This is a genomic window from Streptomyces sp. NBC_01241 (assembly GCF_041435435.1).
Lineage (GTDB): Bacteria > Actinomycetota > Actinomycetes > Streptomycetales > Streptomycetaceae > Streptomyces.
In genome coordinates this window covers 2,969,148-2,987,103 of record NZ_CP108494.1, presented here as the reverse complement: position 1 = coordinate 2,987,103, position 17,956 = coordinate 2,969,148, and the positions used below count along the sequence as shown (strand labels likewise).

General features: G+C 69.1%; 15 protein-coding genes and 1 tRNA gene. 4 read left to right on the top strand and 12 right to left on the bottom strand.

Annotation, left to right across the window (positions count from 1 at the left end):
• The first annotated feature begins 33 nt into the window (after positions 1–33).
• Entirely contained in the window at positions 34–780 is a 747-nt protein-coding gene (locus OG306_RS12995; RefSeq protein WP_266746338.1) for an SDR family oxidoreductase, read from the top strand.
• Between the two features lie 60 nt (positions 781–840).
• Here the strand turns inward: OG306_RS12995 and OG306_RS12990 are convergent, their stop codons facing one another.
• From OG306_RS12990 to OG306_RS12970, 5 genes are all read right to left on the bottom strand, one after another.
• Positions 841–2,013 (bottom strand): RNA-guided endonuclease InsQ/TnpB family protein, encoded by a 1,173-nt coding sequence (locus tag OG306_RS12990; protein WP_266752184.1) that lies wholly within the window; start codon positions 2,011–2,013, stop codon positions 841–843.
• A 697-nt stretch (positions 2,014–2,710) separates the two neighbouring features.
• Positions 2,711–2,941, bottom strand: coding sequence for a hypothetical protein (locus tag OG306_RS12985; RefSeq protein WP_327349816.1), 231 nt, complete (start codon positions 2,939–2,941; stop codon positions 2,711–2,713).
• A 143-nt stretch (positions 2,942–3,084) separates the two neighbouring features.
• A tRNA-His gene (locus tag OG306_RS12980) sits at positions 3,085–3,157 on the bottom strand.
• Positions 3,158–3,283: 126 nt separating this feature from the next.
• Complete coding sequence (orn, locus tag OG306_RS12975) at positions 3,284–3,886, bottom strand: oligoribonuclease (protein ID WP_327349817.1); 603 nt, start codon at positions 3,884–3,886, stop codon at positions 3,284–3,286.
• A gap of 10 nt (positions 3,887–3,896) precedes the next feature.
• A complete protein-coding gene (locus OG306_RS12970) occupies positions 3,897–5,132 on the bottom strand; it encodes a helix-turn-helix domain-containing protein (protein ID WP_327349818.1) in 1,236 nt (411 codons plus the stop codon).
• A 932-nt stretch (positions 5,133–6,064) separates the two neighbouring features.
• Between OG306_RS12970 and OG306_RS12965 the strand changes: the two genes are divergently transcribed.
• Entirely contained in the window at positions 6,065–6,586 is a 522-nt protein-coding gene (locus OG306_RS12965; RefSeq protein ID WP_266746334.1) for a universal stress protein, read from the top strand.
• 186 nt (positions 6,587–6,772) lie between these two features.
• Positions 6,773–7,345 (top strand): acetate uptake transporter, encoded by a 573-nt coding sequence (locus tag OG306_RS12960; protein WP_327349819.1) that lies wholly within the window; start codon positions 6,773–6,775, stop codon positions 7,343–7,345.
• Positions 7,346–7,461: 116 nt separating this feature from the next.
• Here OG306_RS12960 and glmS read toward each other — a convergent pair whose 3' ends face one another.
• A complete protein-coding gene (gene glmS / locus OG306_RS12955; RefSeq protein ID WP_266746332.1) occupies positions 7,462–9,291 on the bottom strand; it encodes a glutamine--fructose-6-phosphate transaminase (isomerizing) in 1,830 nt (609 codons plus the stop codon).
• Between the two features lie 43 nt (positions 9,292–9,334).
• Positions 9,335–9,610 carry a hypothetical protein gene (locus tag OG306_RS12950; RefSeq protein WP_266746331.1) on the bottom strand — a complete coding sequence of 92 codons (276 nt, stop codon included), beginning with the start codon at positions 9,608–9,610 and terminating at the stop codon, positions 9,335–9,337.
• A gap of 422 nt (positions 9,611–10,032) precedes the next feature.
• On the opposite strand from OG306_RS12950, the gene OG306_RS12945 reads away from it, so the two are divergent.
• A complete protein-coding gene (locus tag OG306_RS12945) occupies positions 10,033–11,667 on the top strand; it encodes a beta-N-acetylhexosaminidase (RefSeq protein WP_266746330.1) in 1,635 nt (544 codons plus the stop codon).
• A gap of 56 nt (positions 11,668–11,723) precedes the next feature.
• On the opposite strand, the gene OG306_RS12940 is transcribed toward OG306_RS12945, so the two are convergent.
• The 5 genes from OG306_RS12940 to OG306_RS12920 form a co-directional block, all read right to left on the bottom strand.
• Positions 11,724–13,502, bottom strand: a complete 1,779-nt coding sequence (locus OG306_RS12940; protein WP_371665312.1) for an IucA/IucC family protein — start codon at positions 13,500–13,502, stop codon at positions 11,724–11,726.
• Positions 13,502–14,047, bottom strand: a complete 546-nt coding sequence (locus OG306_RS12935) for a GNAT family N-acetyltransferase (RefSeq protein WP_266746328.1) — start codon at positions 14,045–14,047, stop codon at positions 13,502–13,504. Before OG306_RS12935 ends, OG306_RS12940 begins: the two co-directional genes overlap by 1 nt.
• Positions 14,044–15,339, bottom strand: coding sequence for a lysine N(6)-hydroxylase/L-ornithine N(5)-oxygenase family protein (locus tag OG306_RS12930; RefSeq protein ID WP_266906662.1), 1,296 nt, complete (start codon positions 15,337–15,339; stop codon positions 14,044–14,046). Before OG306_RS12930 ends, OG306_RS12935 begins: the two co-directional genes overlap by 4 nt.
• Positions 15,323–16,771 carry a pyridoxal phosphate-dependent decarboxylase family protein gene (locus tag OG306_RS12925; protein WP_266752183.1) on the bottom strand — a complete coding sequence of 483 codons (1,449 nt, stop codon included), beginning with the start codon at positions 16,769–16,771 and terminating at the stop codon, positions 15,323–15,325. Before OG306_RS12925 ends, OG306_RS12930 begins: the two co-directional genes overlap by 17 nt.
• A 196-nt stretch (positions 16,772–16,967) precedes the next feature.
• Entirely contained in the window at positions 16,968–17,819 is an 852-nt protein-coding gene (locus OG306_RS12920) for a siderophore-interacting protein (protein WP_266746326.1), read from the bottom strand.
• Positions 17,820–17,956: the final 137 nt, after the last annotated feature.

Sequence of the window (17,956 nt, the reverse complement as noted above, 5' to 3'; positions counted from 1 at the left end):
ATGGGGCACCAATCATCGAAAGAAGGCGCATCCATGAAGTTCGCAGTCATCGGCGGAACCGGGCTGATCGGGTCACGGGTCGTGGAGAACCTGAACGCGGCCGGACACCGGGCCGTGCCGCACTCCCTGTCCACAGGCGTGGACATCATCACCGGCCAGGGGCTGGAGGCGGCCGTGGCGGGCGCCGACGTCGTCATCAACCTGACGAATTCCCCGACCTTCGACGACGCCTCGCCCGCCTTCTTCCAGACCTCGATGGACAACCTTCTCGCCGCGAGCGAGAAGGCCGGGGTCGGGCACTTCGTCATCCTCTCGATCGTCGGCGCGGACCAAGTGCCCGCACTGGACTACTACCGGGCGAAGGTGCTTCAGGAAGACATCCTCAAGGCCGGGCCGATCCCCTATTCCATTGTCCGCGCCACGCAGTTCATGGAGTTCATGGACGCGACCCTGTCCATGACCACCGACGGCGACACCGTCCGCCTGCCACGCACGCCCATCCAGCCGATCGCCGCCGCGGATGTCTCCGGCGTCGTCGCCGAAGTCGCCGCAGGCAGCCCTCTGAACGGCGTCGTCAACATCGCAGGTCCCGATGTCTACCCCCTCGACGAAATCGGCCGACTCACCCTGACCGCCAAGAGCGACGGGCGCTCTGTCGTCACCGATGACGCCGCCGGCATGTTCGCCGCCGTCCACGGCGACGCCCTCACCGCCCGAAACGATGCCCGCATCGCCCCCACCCACTACACCGACTGGCTTTCGTCAACGACCCGGGACTGAAGTCCCGGGCTTGCTGCTCGGGTCATCGATGGCTTCGATGGGTCCGGCTGCGTCCAGCTCTCACGCGGTCAGCGTGAGAGCAGGGGCCGTTGACTCGACCCCGCAGACCCACACGTACCACCCTCTGTGGGCGATGTTGTGGGACGAGTTGTGGTCCGCATGCTCAACGAAGCCGCAGGACCGGCAGGCGAAAACGGCCTGGGAAGGCCGGTTGCCACGTTCGACGTGATGACACTGCGAGCATTCCTGGCTCGTGTAGGCCGGATCGACATACACCACCGGCACCCCGGCCCGCTGGGCCTTGTAGCCGATGAAGACGCCGAGCTGGGCGAACGGCCAGGAGTGGAGCGTGGTGCGTTGGGGCTTCCTCAGCCGGGCCCGCTCGCGAATGCCCGTGAGAGTCTCCAGGGCGATCCCGCGACCGGTGCGTGCAGCCTCCACCACGATCCGCTTCGCAATTTTGTGGTTGATGTCCTTGTTACGACGGGCCTCGCGGCCGGCGTACTTCTTCGCCCGCCGCTTCGCGGACTTGGTGCCCTTCTTCTGCAGCTTGCCCCGCAGCGTCCGGTCCTTGGCCCGCCTGCGGTTGATCCGGCGCCCGGAGTACCTGGCGCCGCCACTGGTGGCGGCGATGTTCACGATCCCGAGATCCACACCGATAAAGGAGACCGGGTGCCCGTTCGGCTCGGCCTCGGGGATCTCGCAGGTCGCGATCAGATACCACTGACCGCCCTCAAACAGCAGGTCCGACTCACCCTGCCGGTACCGGGCCAGGACCTCCAGCTGTTCTGCCTGTCCGGTGAAGGCGACGTTCTTCATCCGCCCGCCGGTGGTCCAGATCGACACCGTGCGCCGCCCGTGCTGCCAGGACAGCATCCGGTCGTCATACGGCTGCGCCGCCCGGGGCCGGAAGACGACCGGCTTACCCGAAACCCGGGTATGACGCTTCGAACCGGGCCTGCCGTAACGGCCATTCCGGACGTTCGCCGCCAGAGTGGTGTAGGCGTCGCAGGTCCTCTTGATCACATGCTGCGCGGCCTGCGCCCCAAGCCCCCACCTGGACTTGATCTCCTGGTACGTCAGCCTGCGCAGCGGCAGGTTCTTGCGCACGCCCTTGTCAAAGGCCACCTGCGCGGCCCAGGTAGCGGCCTCGTTGCAGGCGGTCAGGGTCGCCTCAAGCACCGACGCCTGCAACGGCGTCGGCAGCAGCTTGACCCGCACCACCAGCTTCATGACTACGGAACTTAGTACGCCAGTCGCACAAACCAGCCGGGCCTGCACACCTTCCGCCCGAACCGGCGACCTGTCGCCCACGCGTTCGCTTCAGGCTCTCGCCGCCTTACCCGGCTCCGCCGGGCGGCTATGCGGACAACTCCGTGGCCGAAGACGCGACGCCGCGGCGCTCCGCGCCACCCACCAAGGACGCGATTCTTCCCGCGGCTGAAGCCCCGGGGTTCCTCGCGAGAATCCGCTGAACCACCCCCTTCAGCGGAATCGGGCGCCATCGGATCAGCGATCAGGGGCGTCCGAAGCGCACCCAGTACCTCGAGACGGTTCACGCGGAGACGCCCGGGGCCGCTGGGCCGGTCCCCTGCTCAACGCGCTCCCTCAGCGATCAGCCGACTGCTCTCCCGTGCCCGGGCAACGTCAGGTCCGGCGCGCAGGCGAAAGTCCTGGAGCGGCGATTGCCACTGCTGGGGACTGCCTGATCGAGCGAGTCGAGTCACCCTCGTCGTTGCCGTGCGTTGGCGGGGGACCTCCGAACCAGTGCCATATTCTGCGTGACCAATCGGACGCGGAATGTAGCCGCTTTGAACCCCGCCCGTTCGACGTCCGCTGACGCCTTCAAGGCGGCCGGGCGCACCGGTACGAAGCAGCGTGACGAAACCGCCCCCTGCTCCGGCCGAAGCCGGGCAGGGGGTGTGGTGGTTCAGCGGAGGAGGAGCTGTACGAGAACCCCGGCCCCGGCGCCCAGGACTGCGGCGCCGCCGCCCGCCCGCCATACAGTGCCCTCCAGAGCTCGGAGCCGGGTCTCGTGGTTGGCGACGTTGCCGCGGATGTCCTTGGTTGTACCGACGAGCCAGTCCGCGAGGGCACGCGCGTTCGGCTCGGTGATCTCGGCGGCGATTCGCTGGTACTCGTCCCGCTCCAGGAACGTCATTTCCTCGTCGGTGTGATCGTCGACACGGGGGAGCCGGGTCTTCTTCGGCGCAGGACCGACAGCCGTGTTCCCGTCATGTTCCCAAGTTCGAGGATATGACGAAGGGCTGACCCGTTTTCACAGGTCAGCCCTTGATCATTCAGGGTGAGTAACGGGACTCGAACCCGCGACATCCTGGACCACAACCAGGTGCTCTACCATCTGAGCTATACCCACCACGTCCGGTCTTTTTCTGACCGGCCGAGAAAAAGTGTACAGGGTCCGAGCGGGTGCTCGCGCCCCCGTTGTTCAGCCGCTGATCCCAACCCCCGAAAGGCCTATGACCAGCGGCTTCACAGACTCCTACGGCGCGGGCGGCGCGACCCGTGCCGCGATCGTCCTGGCCTGCTCCGAGTCGGGCCCGGGCTGCGGCACGAAGACTGCCTCGCGGTAGTAGCGCAGCTCCGTGATCGAGTCACGGATGTCCGCGAGCGCCCGGTGGTTGCCGTTCTTGGCCGGACTGTTGAAGTACGCCTTCGGGTACCAGCGGCGCGCCAGCTCCTTGATCGAGGACACGTCGACGATCCGGTAGTGGAGGTACGTCTCCAGGGCCGACATGTCGCGCGCCAGGAAGCCGCGGTCGGTGGAGACCGAGTTTCCGCAGAGCGGGGCCCTGCCGGGCTCCTTCACGTGTTCGCGGACGTAGGCCAGCACCTGGGCCTCGGCGTCGGCCAGGGTGGTGCCCTCGGCCAGCTCGTCGAGGAGGCCCGAGGCGGTGTGCATCTGGCGCACCACCTCGGGCATCGTCTCCAGGGCCGCGTCCGGCGGGCGGATCACGATGTCCACCCCTTCGCCGAGCACGTTCAACTCCGAGTCGGTGACCAGCGCGGCCACCTCGATGAGTGCGTCTTCCGTCAACGAGAGCCCGGTCATCTCGCAGTCGATCCATACCATGCGGTCGTTCATGGACCCCAGCCTACGGGGCACTCCGTTGACCCGGCAGGGTCGGGCGCCCGGCGGTGTATGCGTCGGGGCCCGGTTTCCCGTGCTCCGGCTGCCCCGCCCCGGCCGTCGCCGGCGTGACGGCGTGCGGACCCGGCTGGGCGGCCGCGGGCGTGGCCCGCCGGCCCGCCGAGGCGCCCTGGGCGGGCACGAGCGGCTCGATCGCCGGCGCGAGGACCTCCGTGCCACCGCCCTGCGGGCGACGGGCCCGGTAGGCGGCCCGGTACGCGGCGGGGGAGGAGCCCAGCTGCCGCCGGAAGTGCCCGCGCAGCGCGACCGGCGAGCGGAAGCCGCAGCGGCCCGCGACCTCGTCGACCGAGTACTCGGACGTCTCCAGCAGCCGCTGCGCCTGCAGCACGCGCTGGGTGATCAGCCACTGGAGCGGTGCGCTGCCGGTGAGCGAGCGGAACCTGCGGTCGAAGGTCCGCCTGCTCATGTAGGCGCGCGCCGCCAGCGTCTCCACGTCGAACTGCTCGTGGAGATGCTCCAGTGCCCAGGCCACGACCTCGGCGAGCGGGTCGGAGCCGATCTCTTCAGGTAAAGACCTGTCGAGGTAGCGCTCCTGACCGCCACTGCGCCGCGGCGGCACGACGAGCCGGCGGGCCAGTGCCCCGGCGGCCTCCGTGCCGTGGTCCGTGCGGACTATGTGCAGGCAGAGATCGATCCCGGCTGCTGTTCCGGCCGAGGTGAGCACATCGCCGTCGTCGACGAAGAGCTCGCGCGGATCGACGTGGACCGACGGATAGCGCTTGGCCAGCGTCGGTGCGTACATCCAGTGCGTGGTCGCCGGGCGGCCGTCCAGCAGACCGGCAGCGGCGAGTACGAACGCCCCGGTGCACAGCCCGACGATGCGGGCCCCCTCTTCATGGGCGCGGCGCAGCGCGTCCAGTGCCTCCGCGGGCGGCGGGGAGGTGATCGAACGCCAGGCGGGCACCACGACGGTGCCGGCCCTGCTGATCGCCTCCAGCCCGTAGGGCGCGGTGAGTTCGAGTCCCCCGGTGGTCCGCAGCGGTCCCTCTTCCCCGCCGCAGACGAGGAGTCGGTAGCGCGGAACTCCCGCGTCCTGGCGGTCGATTCCGAACACGGAGAGCGGGATCGAGCTCTCGAAGATGGGGCCGCCGCTGAACAGCAGCACGGCGACGACTTCTCGTCGTCGTCGTCCACTGAGCTTCCGTACAGCCTCCGTTGCGGCGGCGGAGTCCTGGCTCATGACGCTAAGCCCCCCTCGGTGTTCACGTCTCCCTGGTCCTTACGGGCCTGTCGCTCCTGCACGTTTCCCCTCGGTCCTGCATGAGACCCCCGTCTACCCAAGATCGAATCTACTGCGTCCCGTGGTCCCGGCGTGACAAGTTCACCAACCGGCGTTATGTCGACAAGGCAACTTGGCGGGAAGCATTCGATCACGAAGGGTTTCACTCGGCGGCCGTGCAGGGAAGTGCGCCTCGCCTTGATGGCCCGTCCCCGTCGGGTGGAAGCGTACCGCGCGGTCTCTTCCTGCCTGGTGGCAAGGGGGTTGATCGGCCAATTCGGCAAGGAAGCGACAGGGGTATGAAGTTGGCTGAAAATAGATGGTTGTGCATACGTGATTCGGTCATTGGACCGGCGCACAACCCCGATATGCGGTCGCTTCTTTGCGCCCCCTGGGCAGGTCGGACGGCCGATCGTACGGAATGGCGCGGCGCCCGCGGCAGCAGCCGGATCCCGACCGGTGGGTCGGTATCGGCCCGTCGCCCGGGTAAGGGGTCCGGGCGGGGCGGACGGGCCGGGTTGGACGCGGCGTGACTCCCGGGGGTGGATCGCCGGGCCGGCGATCGGTGGCGGAGTGGTGATCCCTCCGGGGGTGCGGCGGTTCCCGGCCGGGCGCAGGGGGTTACGGATCCGGCCCGGCCGGTCACCCGTCGGAGTCGTTCCGTCCCGCCGACGTCGATGTACGGCGCAACCGGCATTGCCATACGGGTCCGCCTCGGGCATGCTCCGTGAAACGTCGCACGCGCTTTGCGTGGGTCTGGGCAGTGGAGGAGTGGCGCCGTACCCTTGGGGGTAAGGGGTTGGGAAGATGATTCCCGGACACCGCAACACCGCCCGCTGACGCACCTTCCCCACGTCGCTCTCCTCACGAGGACTCTCTTCGCCGAGACACCGATGGCCGGTCACGAAATCCCCGAACCCGCCGACCGCAAGCAGGTAGCCGACCCCTTGTCGGGCCCGCAGGCGGCCGAAGAAACACGTCATTCCTGCGATCCCGCCTTCCGGCATGGGGTCGTCGTCGGCTTCGACGGCTCGACCTCCAGTGAGCGTGCCCTCGCATATGCCATCGGCATGGCCCGAAGATCGGGTTCGGGCCTGATCATCGTCCACGTCGCCAATCGGCTGCCGACCACCGTCTGGGCCGGCTGCGAGCCGCCCGTCTTCGTCGATGTGCCCGATCACCGCACCGAGGTGCTCGGCCTGGAGCTCGCTTGCGCGGACTACCTCACCGAGATTCCCTGGGTGCTCGTCGAGCGCGGCGGGGACATCTGCCACGAGTTGGAGGAGGTCGGCCGGGAGTACTCGGCCGACGCCATCGTCGTCGGCTCCACGCACGGCATCGTCGGTCGGATCTTCGGCTCGGTGGCGGGGCGTCTCGCGCGCCGCGCGCAGCGCCCGGTCGTCGTCATCCCCTGAGCGTTCCCCGTCCCGAAGGCCCCTGCCGTCACCCCTGTCACGGCAGCGGGCTCCCGCAGCCGACGTGGCGTCAACTCGACTGTGGAAACCGGCAATCCATTGGTGTGCAGAGGTGGATTGTGCGCTTGTGAAGGGTACATAAGGGTCATCGGGAAGCAGGACCACTGCATGTGAAGGGAGCCCGCCGTGGACAATGACGTCTCTGCGGGAAACATCAGCACCGCGACCCTCGGCCATCTCGCCCTGGGACTCACCCTGTTGGCGTTCGGTATCGGTCACACCGGGGTCGTGGACGGCGTGACGGCGGCCGACGCCGTCTCGCTCGCGCTCTATGTCGGCGGTATCGCCCTGTTCGTCGCCGGACTCCTGGAGTTCCGCGCGGGCAGCGGCTTCACCGGCACGGCCTTCGCCGGGCTCGGCGCCTTCTGGTTCACCTGGGGCACCGGCGCCGGCGCTCACGTCTCCAGCCATGCGGCAGGGCTGTTCCTGCTGCTCTGGGCCCTGTTCGCGCTCAGCCTGACCCTCGGCGCGACCGATGGCGGTCTGCTCGGCCGGGGGACGTACGGACTGCTGTTCCTGGCGCTCCTGCTCCTGGGCGTCGGGCAGTTCGCGGGCAGCGAGAGCCTGGCGAAGGCGGGCGGCTGGTTCGCCGCCGCGTCCGGGCTCGCCGCCTGGTACGGGGCCACGGCGGCCCTGGCCAACTGGCCCACGGCACTGCCGGGCCGCGCTGCCGGCCGGGGCGCGACAGCCACCGGCTAGTCGGGCACGGAAGGTCCAGCGACCGGGCCGGTGTCCCGGGGCGGTCACCGGCCGGCACAGGAGCGGCCCCGTACCCGCGGTGGCGGTGGGTACGGGGCCGTTCTGCCGGACCGGGACTACTCGACGGTGACGGACTTCGCCAGGTTGCGGGGCTTGTCGATGTCGCGGCCCATGGCCAGGGCCGTGTGGTACGCGAAGAGTTGCAGCGGGATGCCCATCAGGATCGGGTCCAGCTCGTTCTCGTTCTTCGGCACGACGATGGTGTGGTCGGCCTTCTCCTGCACCTGGTGGGCGACGGCGAGGATGCGGCCGCTGCGGGCCTTGATCTCCTCCATCGCGGCGCGGTTCTTCTCCAGCAGATCGTCGTCCGGCACGATCGCGACCGTCGGCATCGCGGGCTCGATCAGCGCCAGCGGACCGTGCTTCAACTCGGAGGCGGGGTACGCCTCGGCGTGGATGTACGAGACCTCCTTGAGCTTCAGCGAGGCCTCACGGGCGACGGGGTAGCCGCGCACCCGGCCGATGAACATCATCGACTTGGCGTCCGCGTACTCCGCGGCCATCTTTTTGATCTCGTCCTCGTTCGCCAGGATCTCGCTGATCTGGGCGGGCAGCCTGCGCAGCCCCTCGATGATCCGCTTGCCGTCGGCGACCGACAGGTCCCGGATCCGGCCCAGGTGCAGGGCGAGCAGCGCGAACGCGACGACCGTGTTGGTGAAGCACTTGGTGGAGACGACGCAGACCTCGGGGCCGGCGTGGACGTACGTGCCGCCGTCGGCCTCGCGGGCGATCGCCGAACCCACCACGTTGACGACGCCGAGCACCCGGGCGCCCTTGCGCTTGAGCTCCTGGACGGCGGCCAGCACGTCGTACGTCTCACCGGACTGGGAGACCGCGACGTACAGGGTGTCCGGGTCGACGACCGGGTTGCGGTAGCGGAACTCGGAGGCGGGCTCGGCGTCCGCGGGGATACGGGCGAGCTCCTCGATCAGCTGCGCGCCGATCTGGCCCGCGTGGTACGAGGTGCCGCAGCCCAGGATCTTGATCCGGCGCACTCCGCGCGCCTCGCGGGCGTCCAGGTTCAGGCCGCCCAGGTGCACGGTGGCGAACCGGTCGTCGATCCGGCCGCGCAGCACCCGGTCGACGGCGTCGGCCTGCTCGGAGATCTCCTTGTGCATGTACGTGTCGTGGCCGCCCATGTCGTACGACTCGGCCTCCCACTCCACGGTGGTCGGCGTGGCCGTCGTGGACGAGCCCTCCGTCGTGTACGTGCGGAATTCGTCGGCCTTGAGGGTGGCCATCTCGCCGTCGTCCAGAGTGACGACCTGGCGGGTGTGGGCGACCAGCGCGGCGACGTCCGAGGCGACGAACATCTCCTTCTCGCCGATGCCGAGGACGACCGGGGAGCCGTTGCGGGCGACCACGATGCGGTCGTTGAAGTCGGCGTGCAGAACGGCGATGCCGTACGTGCCCTCGACCGAGCGCAGCGCCTCGCGGACCTTCTCCTCCAGGGTGTCCGCCTGGGCGCGGGCGATCAGGTGGACCAGCACCTCGGTGTCGGTCTCGGAGAGGAAGACGACACCGTCGGCGACGAGCTTCGCACGGAGCTCGGAGGCGTTGTCGATGATGCCGTTGTGGACGACGGCGACCTTGTTGTCGGCGTCCAGGTGCGGGTGCGCGTTCTCGTCGCTCGGGGCGCCGTGGGTGGCCCAGCGGGTGTGGGCGATACCGGTGGTGCCGGTGAAACGCTTGGGAACGCGGGCCTCCAGCTCGCGGACCCGGCCCTTCGCCTTGACCATCTTCAGGGCGGCGGGCTTCCCGGCCGACGCCTTGCCGGTGATGACGATGCCCGCGGAGTCGTAACCCCGGTACTCCAGCCGCTGCAGCCCTTCCAGCAGCAGCGGAGCCACATCACGCTTCCCGATATATCCGACGATTCCGCACATAAAGTCTCTGCCCCTCCATCGACGTACCTGTGGTGCCCGTTGCTCAGCCGTAGACGATGCGGCGCAGCTGGCGGAGCGAAAGCTCCGGCGGCGCGACCGCCCGGTGCGGCAGTTCGGCCGCGATCCGCTCGAAGATCTCCGCGTTCACCAGGCCCCCGGACTGCAGTTCGCGGTGGCGGCGGCGGACGAATTCATCGGTCGTCTCGTCGAAGTACGCCAGCACGTCGAGGATCACCCGGGCGGCTTCACCGCGCTGGAGCGCGGTGCTGCGCACCAGGTGATCGATGAGGTCGTCATGAGACGGGCGGCGTTCGAGCACTCGTTGATATTGCTGTGAATGGGGCGCTTATGCAAGAATTCTGCCCGATATCGGGCAGGAGTGGGTGTGATGAGGCTCTCGGTCGGGTCCGGTTGAGGCAGTCGGTGCGGGTGTGCCTACAGGCGTTCGAGGGAGCCGTCCACGGGCCCGGTCGGGCACCTGCTCGGTCGGCAGCGCGCTGCGCTCCTCCTCGGCGAAGTGCTCCGCTACGCCACTGCGGTCCTTCTCCACGGCCGGCTGGTACGGGTCCGAGGCGCCCTTTTCGGAAGCGGTGTCCGTCGGCGCCCGGAGCGGGACGATTCCCTCAGCCGCATAAGGGGAAGTGGTCTACACCTTGACCATGTGTGAGACAGGCGATACGCATGGTGATGGTTCGGTCAGGAGATTCCACAGGAGTGAACCCGTCGAAAGGGACCCGGCTTGTGAGACTGCACAGGACACAGCGCACCGCCCTTCCCCGTCTGCTCGGCTCGCTGCTGCTCGTCACGGCGGCCGGTATCGCCGGCATCGGCGCGGCGCCGGACGGCAACGCGGCGAGCCACGGCCCGTTCGCCGCCCCCTCGCCCCGCCCGCTCGGGCAGATACTGCCCGCCCCCGCCGAGGCGAAGCCCGGCGGCGCCCCGTACAGCATCACGGCGAACACCAGGATCCGTGTCGAGGGCGACTCCCGCGAGGCCCGGCAGGTCGGCGACTACCTGGCGGGCGTGCTCCGCCCCTCCACCGGCTACGCCCTGCCGGTCACCGGCCGCGGCGGCGACGGCATCCGGCTCCGGCTCGACCCCCACGACAGCGGATCCGGCGCCGAGGGCTACACCCTGAAGTCGAACCCCGGCTCCGTCACCATCACCGCGCGCGGCCCGGCAGGGCTCTTCCACGGCGTCCAGACGCTCCGCCAGCTGCTCCCGGCGGATGTGGAGAAGAACAGCCGCCAGAAGGGCCCGTGGAAGGTCGCGGGCGGCACGGTCGAGGACACACCCCGCTACGCGTACCGCAGCGCCATGCTGGACGTGTCCCGGCACTTCTTCTCCGTCACCGAGGTCAAGCGCTACATCGACCAGCTCGCCCTCTACAAGATGAACAAGCTCCACCTGCATCTCTCCGACGACCAGGGCTGGCGCATCGCCATCGACTCCTGGCCGCGCCTCGCCACGTACGGCGGGCAGACGGAGGTCGGCGGTGGCACCGGCGGCTCCTACACGAAGAGCGACTACCGGGAGATCGTCCGCTACGCCTCCTCCCGCTATCTGGAGGTCGTGCCGGAGATCGACATGCCCGGCCACACCAACGCGGCGCTCGCCTCGTACGCGGAGCTGAACTGCGACGGCGTCGCGCCGCCGCTCTACACCGGCACCGCCGTCGGCTTCAGCTCGCTCTGCGTCCCGAAGGCCATCACGTACGACTTCGTCGACGACGTCGTCCGTGAGCTGGCCGAGCTCACCCCCGGCAAGTACCTCCACATCGGCGGCGACGAGGCGCACTCCACCAGCCACGCGGACTATGTGACCTTCATGAACAAGGCGCAGGCCGTCGTCGCCGAGCACGGCAAGACCGTGATCGGCTGGCACCAGCTGACCGGGGCCACGCCCGTCGAGGGCGCGGTCGCCCAGTACTGGGGTTACGACCGGACGGGCGCGGCCGAGCGCAAGCAGGTGGCGGACGCCGCCGTGAACGGCACCAAGCTGGTGCTGTCCCCGGCCGACCGGAGCTACCTCGACATGAAGTACGACAAGGACACCGAGCTGGGTCTGGCCTGGGCCGGTTATGTCTCCGTCCAGCGCAGTTACGACTGGAACCCGGCGACGTACCTGGACGGCGCCCCGGCGGGCTCCGTCCTCGGCGTCGAGGCGCCGCTCTGGTCGGAGACCCTGACCAACAGCGACGAGATCGAGCAGATGGCGTTCCCGCGGCTGCCGGGTGTGGCGGAGCTCGGGTGGTCGCCCGCGGCCACGCACGACTGGGACGCGTACAAGGTGCGGCTCGGCGCGCAGGGGCCGAGGTTCTCCGCGCTCGGCATCAACTACTACCGCGCGCCGCAGGTTCCCTGGGCCGCGGAGTGAGCTGACCGGGGCCGTCCCGCGACCGTGGTGTTCCCGGTCGCGGGGCGGCCCCGGCCTCAGGCCCGCCCCGCGATCGGGTTCTTCAGCCTGCCGACCAGCTGCAGCGCCCCCGACGGATCGGTGAGATCGACCATCTGCTCGTTGTTCCGCAGTTGCAGCCGGTTCAGGCAGGACAGCGCGAACTCCTCCGTGAACATGTCGTACTGCTCGAACTTCCCGGAGAGGTGCGGTACCGAGGTTTGGTACCCGGTGACGCAGTCCGCGACCGTCCGCCAGAACGTCTCCTCTCCGAGGACGCCCTCGCTCGCCAGGCCGGCGCCCAGGAAGCGCAGGAAGCAGTCGAAGACATCGGTGAGGACGGAGAGCAGCTTCATGTCCTCGGGGACCTCGGCCCGGATCCGCTCGACCCGCGGCGGCAGCACCGTGTCCGGGTCCATGACGGCGATCTCCTCGGCGATGTCCTTGAAGACCGTGCGCCGTACGACCCCGTCCTCGACGACGAGGATGACGTTCTCACCGTGCGGCATGAACACCAGGTCGTACGCGTAGAAGCTGTGCAGCACCGGCACCAGGTACGCGTCCAGGTAGTGGCGCAGCCACACCGCGGGCTCCAGCCCCGACTCGGCGATCAGCGCCGCGGCCACGGAGCCGCCCTCGTGGTCGGTGTGGAGCAGCGAGGCCATGGTCGCGGCCCGCTCGCCGGGGGCGAGGCCCGGGACGGGGCTCTCCCGCCACAGCGCCGCGAGCATCTTCAGGTACGGGGAGCCCTTGGCGGTGGCCGCCTCGTACGTCCCGTGGTGGTAGCCGACGGCCGCCCGCTCCCGGATGATCGAGAAGCGGGCCGCCCGCAGCACCTCGTCGCCCTCGATCAGCCCGGCCAGCCAGTCGTTGATCGCCGGCGTCGCCTCCATGTACGCGGCGGAGAGGCCGCGCATGAAGCCCATGTTGAGGACGGAAAGCGCCGTTTTGACGTAATGCCGGTCCGGAGCGCTGGTGTTGAAGAACGTACGGATGGACTGCTGCGCGAGGTAGGTGTCCTCGCCCTCTCCGAGGCAGACCAGATGCCGCTGCGCGAGCTCCCCGGCGAAGGTGACGGCCAGCTTGTTCCACCACTGCCACGGGTGGACGGGGATCAGCAGGTAGTCGTCGAGGTCGAGCCCGAGTCCGCTCATCGTGGCCGCGAACCGGGTCCGGGTCTCCTCGGACAACTCGCCTTCCATCAGGGTCTCGTAGTCGAGTCCGGCGCCCGCGGTGAAGGTGGCGCGGTCGCGGTGGGCGGCGAGCCAGACCAGACGGATCCCGGAAGCGGCCTCGGGGGCGTACGCCCGGTACTCGTCCACGCCGAAGCCGAGCCGCCCGTTGTTGGCGACGAAGCAGGGGTGGCCCTCGGTCATGCCCGTCTCGATGGCCTGGAACCCGGCCCGGACCAGCTCGGCGGAGGTGACGGGCGGCTTGGTCAGCTTGAACGCGGTACCGGCCAGGGTGGCGGAGATCTCCTCCAGATAGACGGGCAGGATCTCCGCCGAGAGGCCCAGCGTGGAACGCAGCTCCACGAAGAACTCGGCGGCGTCCAGCGGGAGTTCGCAGCCGTGCCGGTGGCGGGTGATCGAGTCGGCCTCGACCTGCCAGTGGTCGAGGGCGAAGAGCCGGGCGGTGAAGCGGTACTCGTTCGACGCGTCGTCGCCGCGCATCGCGTAGCGGTCGTCGCCGAGCGGCGCCGGGACCAGCAGCCGCTCGTGGCTGAACTCGGCGAGCGCCTTGCGGATCAGCAGCCGGTTGGCGGTGGCCCAGTGGCCGGGGGTGAGGTGGGCGGCGCTTTCGATGGTGGCGGACATCAGGCACTGCCCCCGGTCGCCGCGGCGAACTGTTCCCGGGTGCAGGCGCTGAGCAGGGCGTTCTTCTCCGGTTTGGCCATCTCGCCCAGCACCTCGAAGCCGACCGCCTTGTTGAGCGCGTGCACCGCGGTGTTGCGTACGTCGGGTTCGACGACGACCCGGCGTACGGCCGGGTCGGCGAACAGCGCCTCCAGCACGGTGGTGATCACGGCGAGCGTGAAGCCGTGCAGCGGGGTGTCGGCCGGGGCGACCAGGAAGTGCATCCCGATGTCGCCGGGCTCGGCCTCGTACAGCCCCTTGAGTTCGGCCTCGGCGGGGTTGTACCGCTCCATCAGGAAGGCGGGCTCCCCGTCGTACAGCCCGATGAAGGCGTCGTGGTGCGGGTGGGCGGCGATCGCCAGGTACTCCCGCTCGACGTCCTGGAGTTCCGCGTCGCCCATCAGCCAGAAGGCGGCCTTGGGGTGGGTGACCCAGCCGTGCACCAGTTCGGCGTCGGCAAGGGGGTCCAGCGGACGGGTGGTGAAGGTGCCGAGGTCGGCGGTCATACGGCGAACTCCTGGAAGGCTATGGACTTCTCGACCGGGTAGTGCTCACGGCCGAGCAGTTCGCCGATGATGTACGCGTTGCGGTAGGCACCCATGCCCAGGTCGGGTGAGGTGATCGAGTGGGTGTGCGTGCCCGCGTTCTGCAGGAAGACGCCGTGCCCGGTGGTGTCGATGGAGTAGTTGCGGGCCACGTCGAAGCGGCCCCGGCCGTCGTGGCGCAGCCGGTCGGCGATCGGCTCCAGAAAGGCGGGCGCAATGTACCGGTAACCGGTGGCGAGGATCAGGCCCTCGGTGGTGAGGGTGTAGTCCTTGGCCTGTTCGTCCTGGTGCAGTCCCAGCGTGTACGTACCGCTGCTCTCCTCGTAACGGGCGCTGGTCAGAGAGGAGTTGGTGAGGAGCCGGGTCGGGACGGGGCCGGGCAGGTTCTTCTGGTAGAGCAGGTCGAAGATCGCGTCGATCAGCTCTCCGTCGATGCCCTTGAAGAGGCCCTTCTGCCCGGACTCCAGCCGGTAGCGGGTCTCCTCGGGCAGCGCGTGGAAGTAGTCGATGTACTCCGGGGAGGTCATCTCCAGCGTCAGCTTGGTGTACTCCAGCGGGAAGAAACGCGGCGAGCGCGTCACCCAGTTCAGCCGGTAGCCGTGCACATCGATCTCGGAGAGCAGGTCGTAATAGATCTCGGCCGCGCTCTGCCCGCTGCCGACGAGGGTGATGGAGTCCTTCGCCTGGAGAGCCTTTTTCCCTTCCAGATAACGGGAGTTGTGCAGATAGTCGCCACCCAGGCCCTGGCAGGCATCCGGGATGTGCGGGGGAGTCCCGGTGCCCAGCACGAGCCGCGGGGCGCGGAAGGCGCCGCCGGTGGCGGTACGGGCGGTGTAGAGCGCGGTGCCCACGTCGTACGTGACCGATTCGACGGTCTCGCAGAAGCGGACGCTGCTCAGCTTCGCGGCGGCCCAGCGGCAGTAGTCGTTGTACTCGGTCCGCAGCGGGTAGAAGTTCTCCCGGATGTAGAAGGAGTACAGCCGCCCGTGTTCCTTCAGATAGTTCAGAAAGGAGTACGGCGAGGTCGGGTCGGCCATCGTGACCAGGTCCGACATGAACGGCGTCTGGAGATGGGCCCCTTCGAGGAACATCCCGGAGTGCCAGTCGAAGTCCGGCTTCGACTCCAGAAACACCCCGTTCAGCTCGTCGATCGGCTCGGTCAGGCAGGCGAGCCCGAGATTGAACGGGCCGAGCCCGATCCCGATGAAGTCGTGGGCGGCCCGCTGATCGCGGGGTTCAGGAAGCGCGGTCAAGGGAGTCTCCCAGGTACTGCTCGGCGTGGCCGGAGATCAGATCGAGTACCGCGGCGATGTCCTGCGCGGTCGTTTCGGGGTTGAGCAGGGTGAACTTCAGGTATTGACGGCCGCCGACCCTCGTACCGGCGACGACGGCCTCGCCGGAGGCGAAGAGCGCCTTGCGGGCGTGGAGATTGGCCCGGTCGATCTCGCTGGGCGCGGTGACGCCGGACGGGATGTGGCGGAACACCAGTGTGGACAGCTGGGGCTCGACGACGACGTCGAACCGCGGGTCGGCGGCGAGCAGCCGCCAGCCCTCGGCGGCAAGGTCGCAGACCTCGTCGAAGAGCTCGCCGATGCCGTCGGCGCCCATGACGCGCAGCGTCATCCACAGTTTCAGGGCGTCGAACCTGCGGGTGGTCTGCAGCGACTTGTCCACCTGGTTAGGAATGCGTTCGGCGGCCATTCGCTGCGGGTTGAGGTACTCCGCGTGGTACGTGGCGTGGCGCAGCGTCGCCCGGTCCCGGACCAGCACGGCCGAGGAACTGACCGGCTGGAAGAAGGACTTGTGGTAGTCCACGGTGACCGAGTCGGCGTGCTCGATGCCGTCGAGGAGGTGGCGGCGCTCACGGGAGGCCAGCAGACCGCAGCCGTACGCGGCGTCGACATGCAGCCAGGTGGAGAACTGCCGGCAGAGCGCGGCGATTTCGGGCAGCGGATCGATGGAACCGAAGTCGGTGGTGCCCGCGGTGGCGACGACAGCCATCGGTACGGCGCCTTCGGCGACGCACTGCTCCAGGGCGCGGGCCAGCGCCACGGTCTGCATGCGCTTGTTGTGGTCGACGGGGACGGCGATAACCGAGTCCGGTCCCAGACCGAGGAGTTTCGCCGACTTCTGGACACTGAAGTGGCTGCACTCCGAGGTGAAGACGCGCAGCCGGGTGAAGTGGTGCGGCGGCGTCTTGGTCTCTTCCCGGGCGAGCAGCAGGGCCTGCAGATTGGACTGCGTACCGCCGCTGGTGAAGATGCCGTCCGCGGTCGGTCCGAGGCCGATCCGGGCCGCGGTCCAGTCGATCAGGCGCCGCTCGATCAGGGTGCCGCCGACGCTCTGGTCCCAGGTGTCCAGGGAGGAGTTGACGGCCGAGAGCACGGCTTCGCCGAGGACGGCGGGGATGACGACCGGGCAGTTGAGGTGGCCCAGGTAGCGGGGGTGGTGGAAGTAGACGGCGTCACGGAGATAGACGCTGTCGAGCTCGTCGAGGGCGGCGGACGCGTCGCCCAGCGGCCGGTCCAGATCGATCGCGCCAACGACGGGAGTGAGCTCGTCGACGGAGATTCCGGTGAACGGCCGGTCTGTGGCGGCGAGTGTGGCTGCGACCCGTGCGACTCCTGCGGTCACGGAGCGCCGGTAATGCTCCGCGGTCGTGTCGTTGAGCAGGTGCGAACGCATGAAGGGGTCCTCCCGGATGCGGGGAAACTTCATCGGTCCTCGGGACAGAAGGAGGGGGCGAGGGCCCGATGGTGAAGTTAGGTTAGCCTAACCTAACTTCACTGCGAAGGTGCGGAGCTTGTCCGATTCACGCGTACGGGGTGGCTGCTTCCTGCCGTCGGGCCGTGCGCGGCCCTCACTCCGGCGCCGCTTCCGGCTACGCGTCCGAGCCCGTCGCCGCCTCGCGCACCTGCTCCTCGCTCAGCCCGCGCCGCCAGTACCCGGCGAACGTCAGGCGCCTGCGGTCGAACCGGCGTTCCTGCACGAGGTGGCGGCGCAGCGCCCGTACCTGTGACGACTCGCCCGCGATCCAGACGTACGGCGTCCCCTCGGGCAACTCGGCCGCCCGGACGGCCTCCAGGGCGGTGGGTGCGCCCTCGTCGCGTACGAGCCAGCTGATCCGGGCCTTGGCCGCGGTGTTGAGGGCCTGGCGGTCCTCGGTGTGCTGGACCTCCAGCCAGACCCGGGCCTCCGTGCCGGCCGGCAGCCACTCCAGGGCGGCGGACGCGGCGGGCAGTGCGGTCTCATCGGCCCAGATCAGCACCCAGTCGGTGTCCTGTGGAGGGCGGAAGCGGACGGCGGTGTTGTCCTCGACGGCCGGGCCCAGCGCCTTGAGCCGGTCGCCGGGGGAGGCGCCCGCGGCCCAGCGGCAGGCGGGCCCGCCGACCCCGTGCAGCGCGAAGTCGATGTCGACCTCGCTCGCCCCGTCGGGTGTACGGCGTTGGGCGCGCACGGTGTACGAGCGCATGACGGCCCGCACGTTGTCCGGAAGTGCGCGCCAGGCGGCGAACCAGTTGCCGTCCGCATCGACCGGAACGACTGGTTCCGGCTGGCCGGGGTGCGGCAGGAACAGCGACAGGCTCTGGTCGCGTCCTCCGGCGGCGAAGCCGTCGAGCTCCGGGCCGCCGAAGGTGACCCGGAGCATCGAGGGCCCCAGTCGCCGGGTCCGCAGAACGGTCAGATCGAAGAACCGGAAGGGGGTGATGGGGGGTGCGACGGACGTTGTCATGCGGGGGGTCCTCCCAGGAACCGGAAGCGAGGCCGGGAACAGGCCACCGGCATGCCGGAAGGAAGGTTAGCCTAACCTCATCGAACATTCGAGGGTTCCCTCCGGCCGCTCACCAGAACGGTCCGGGCCCCGAGTCA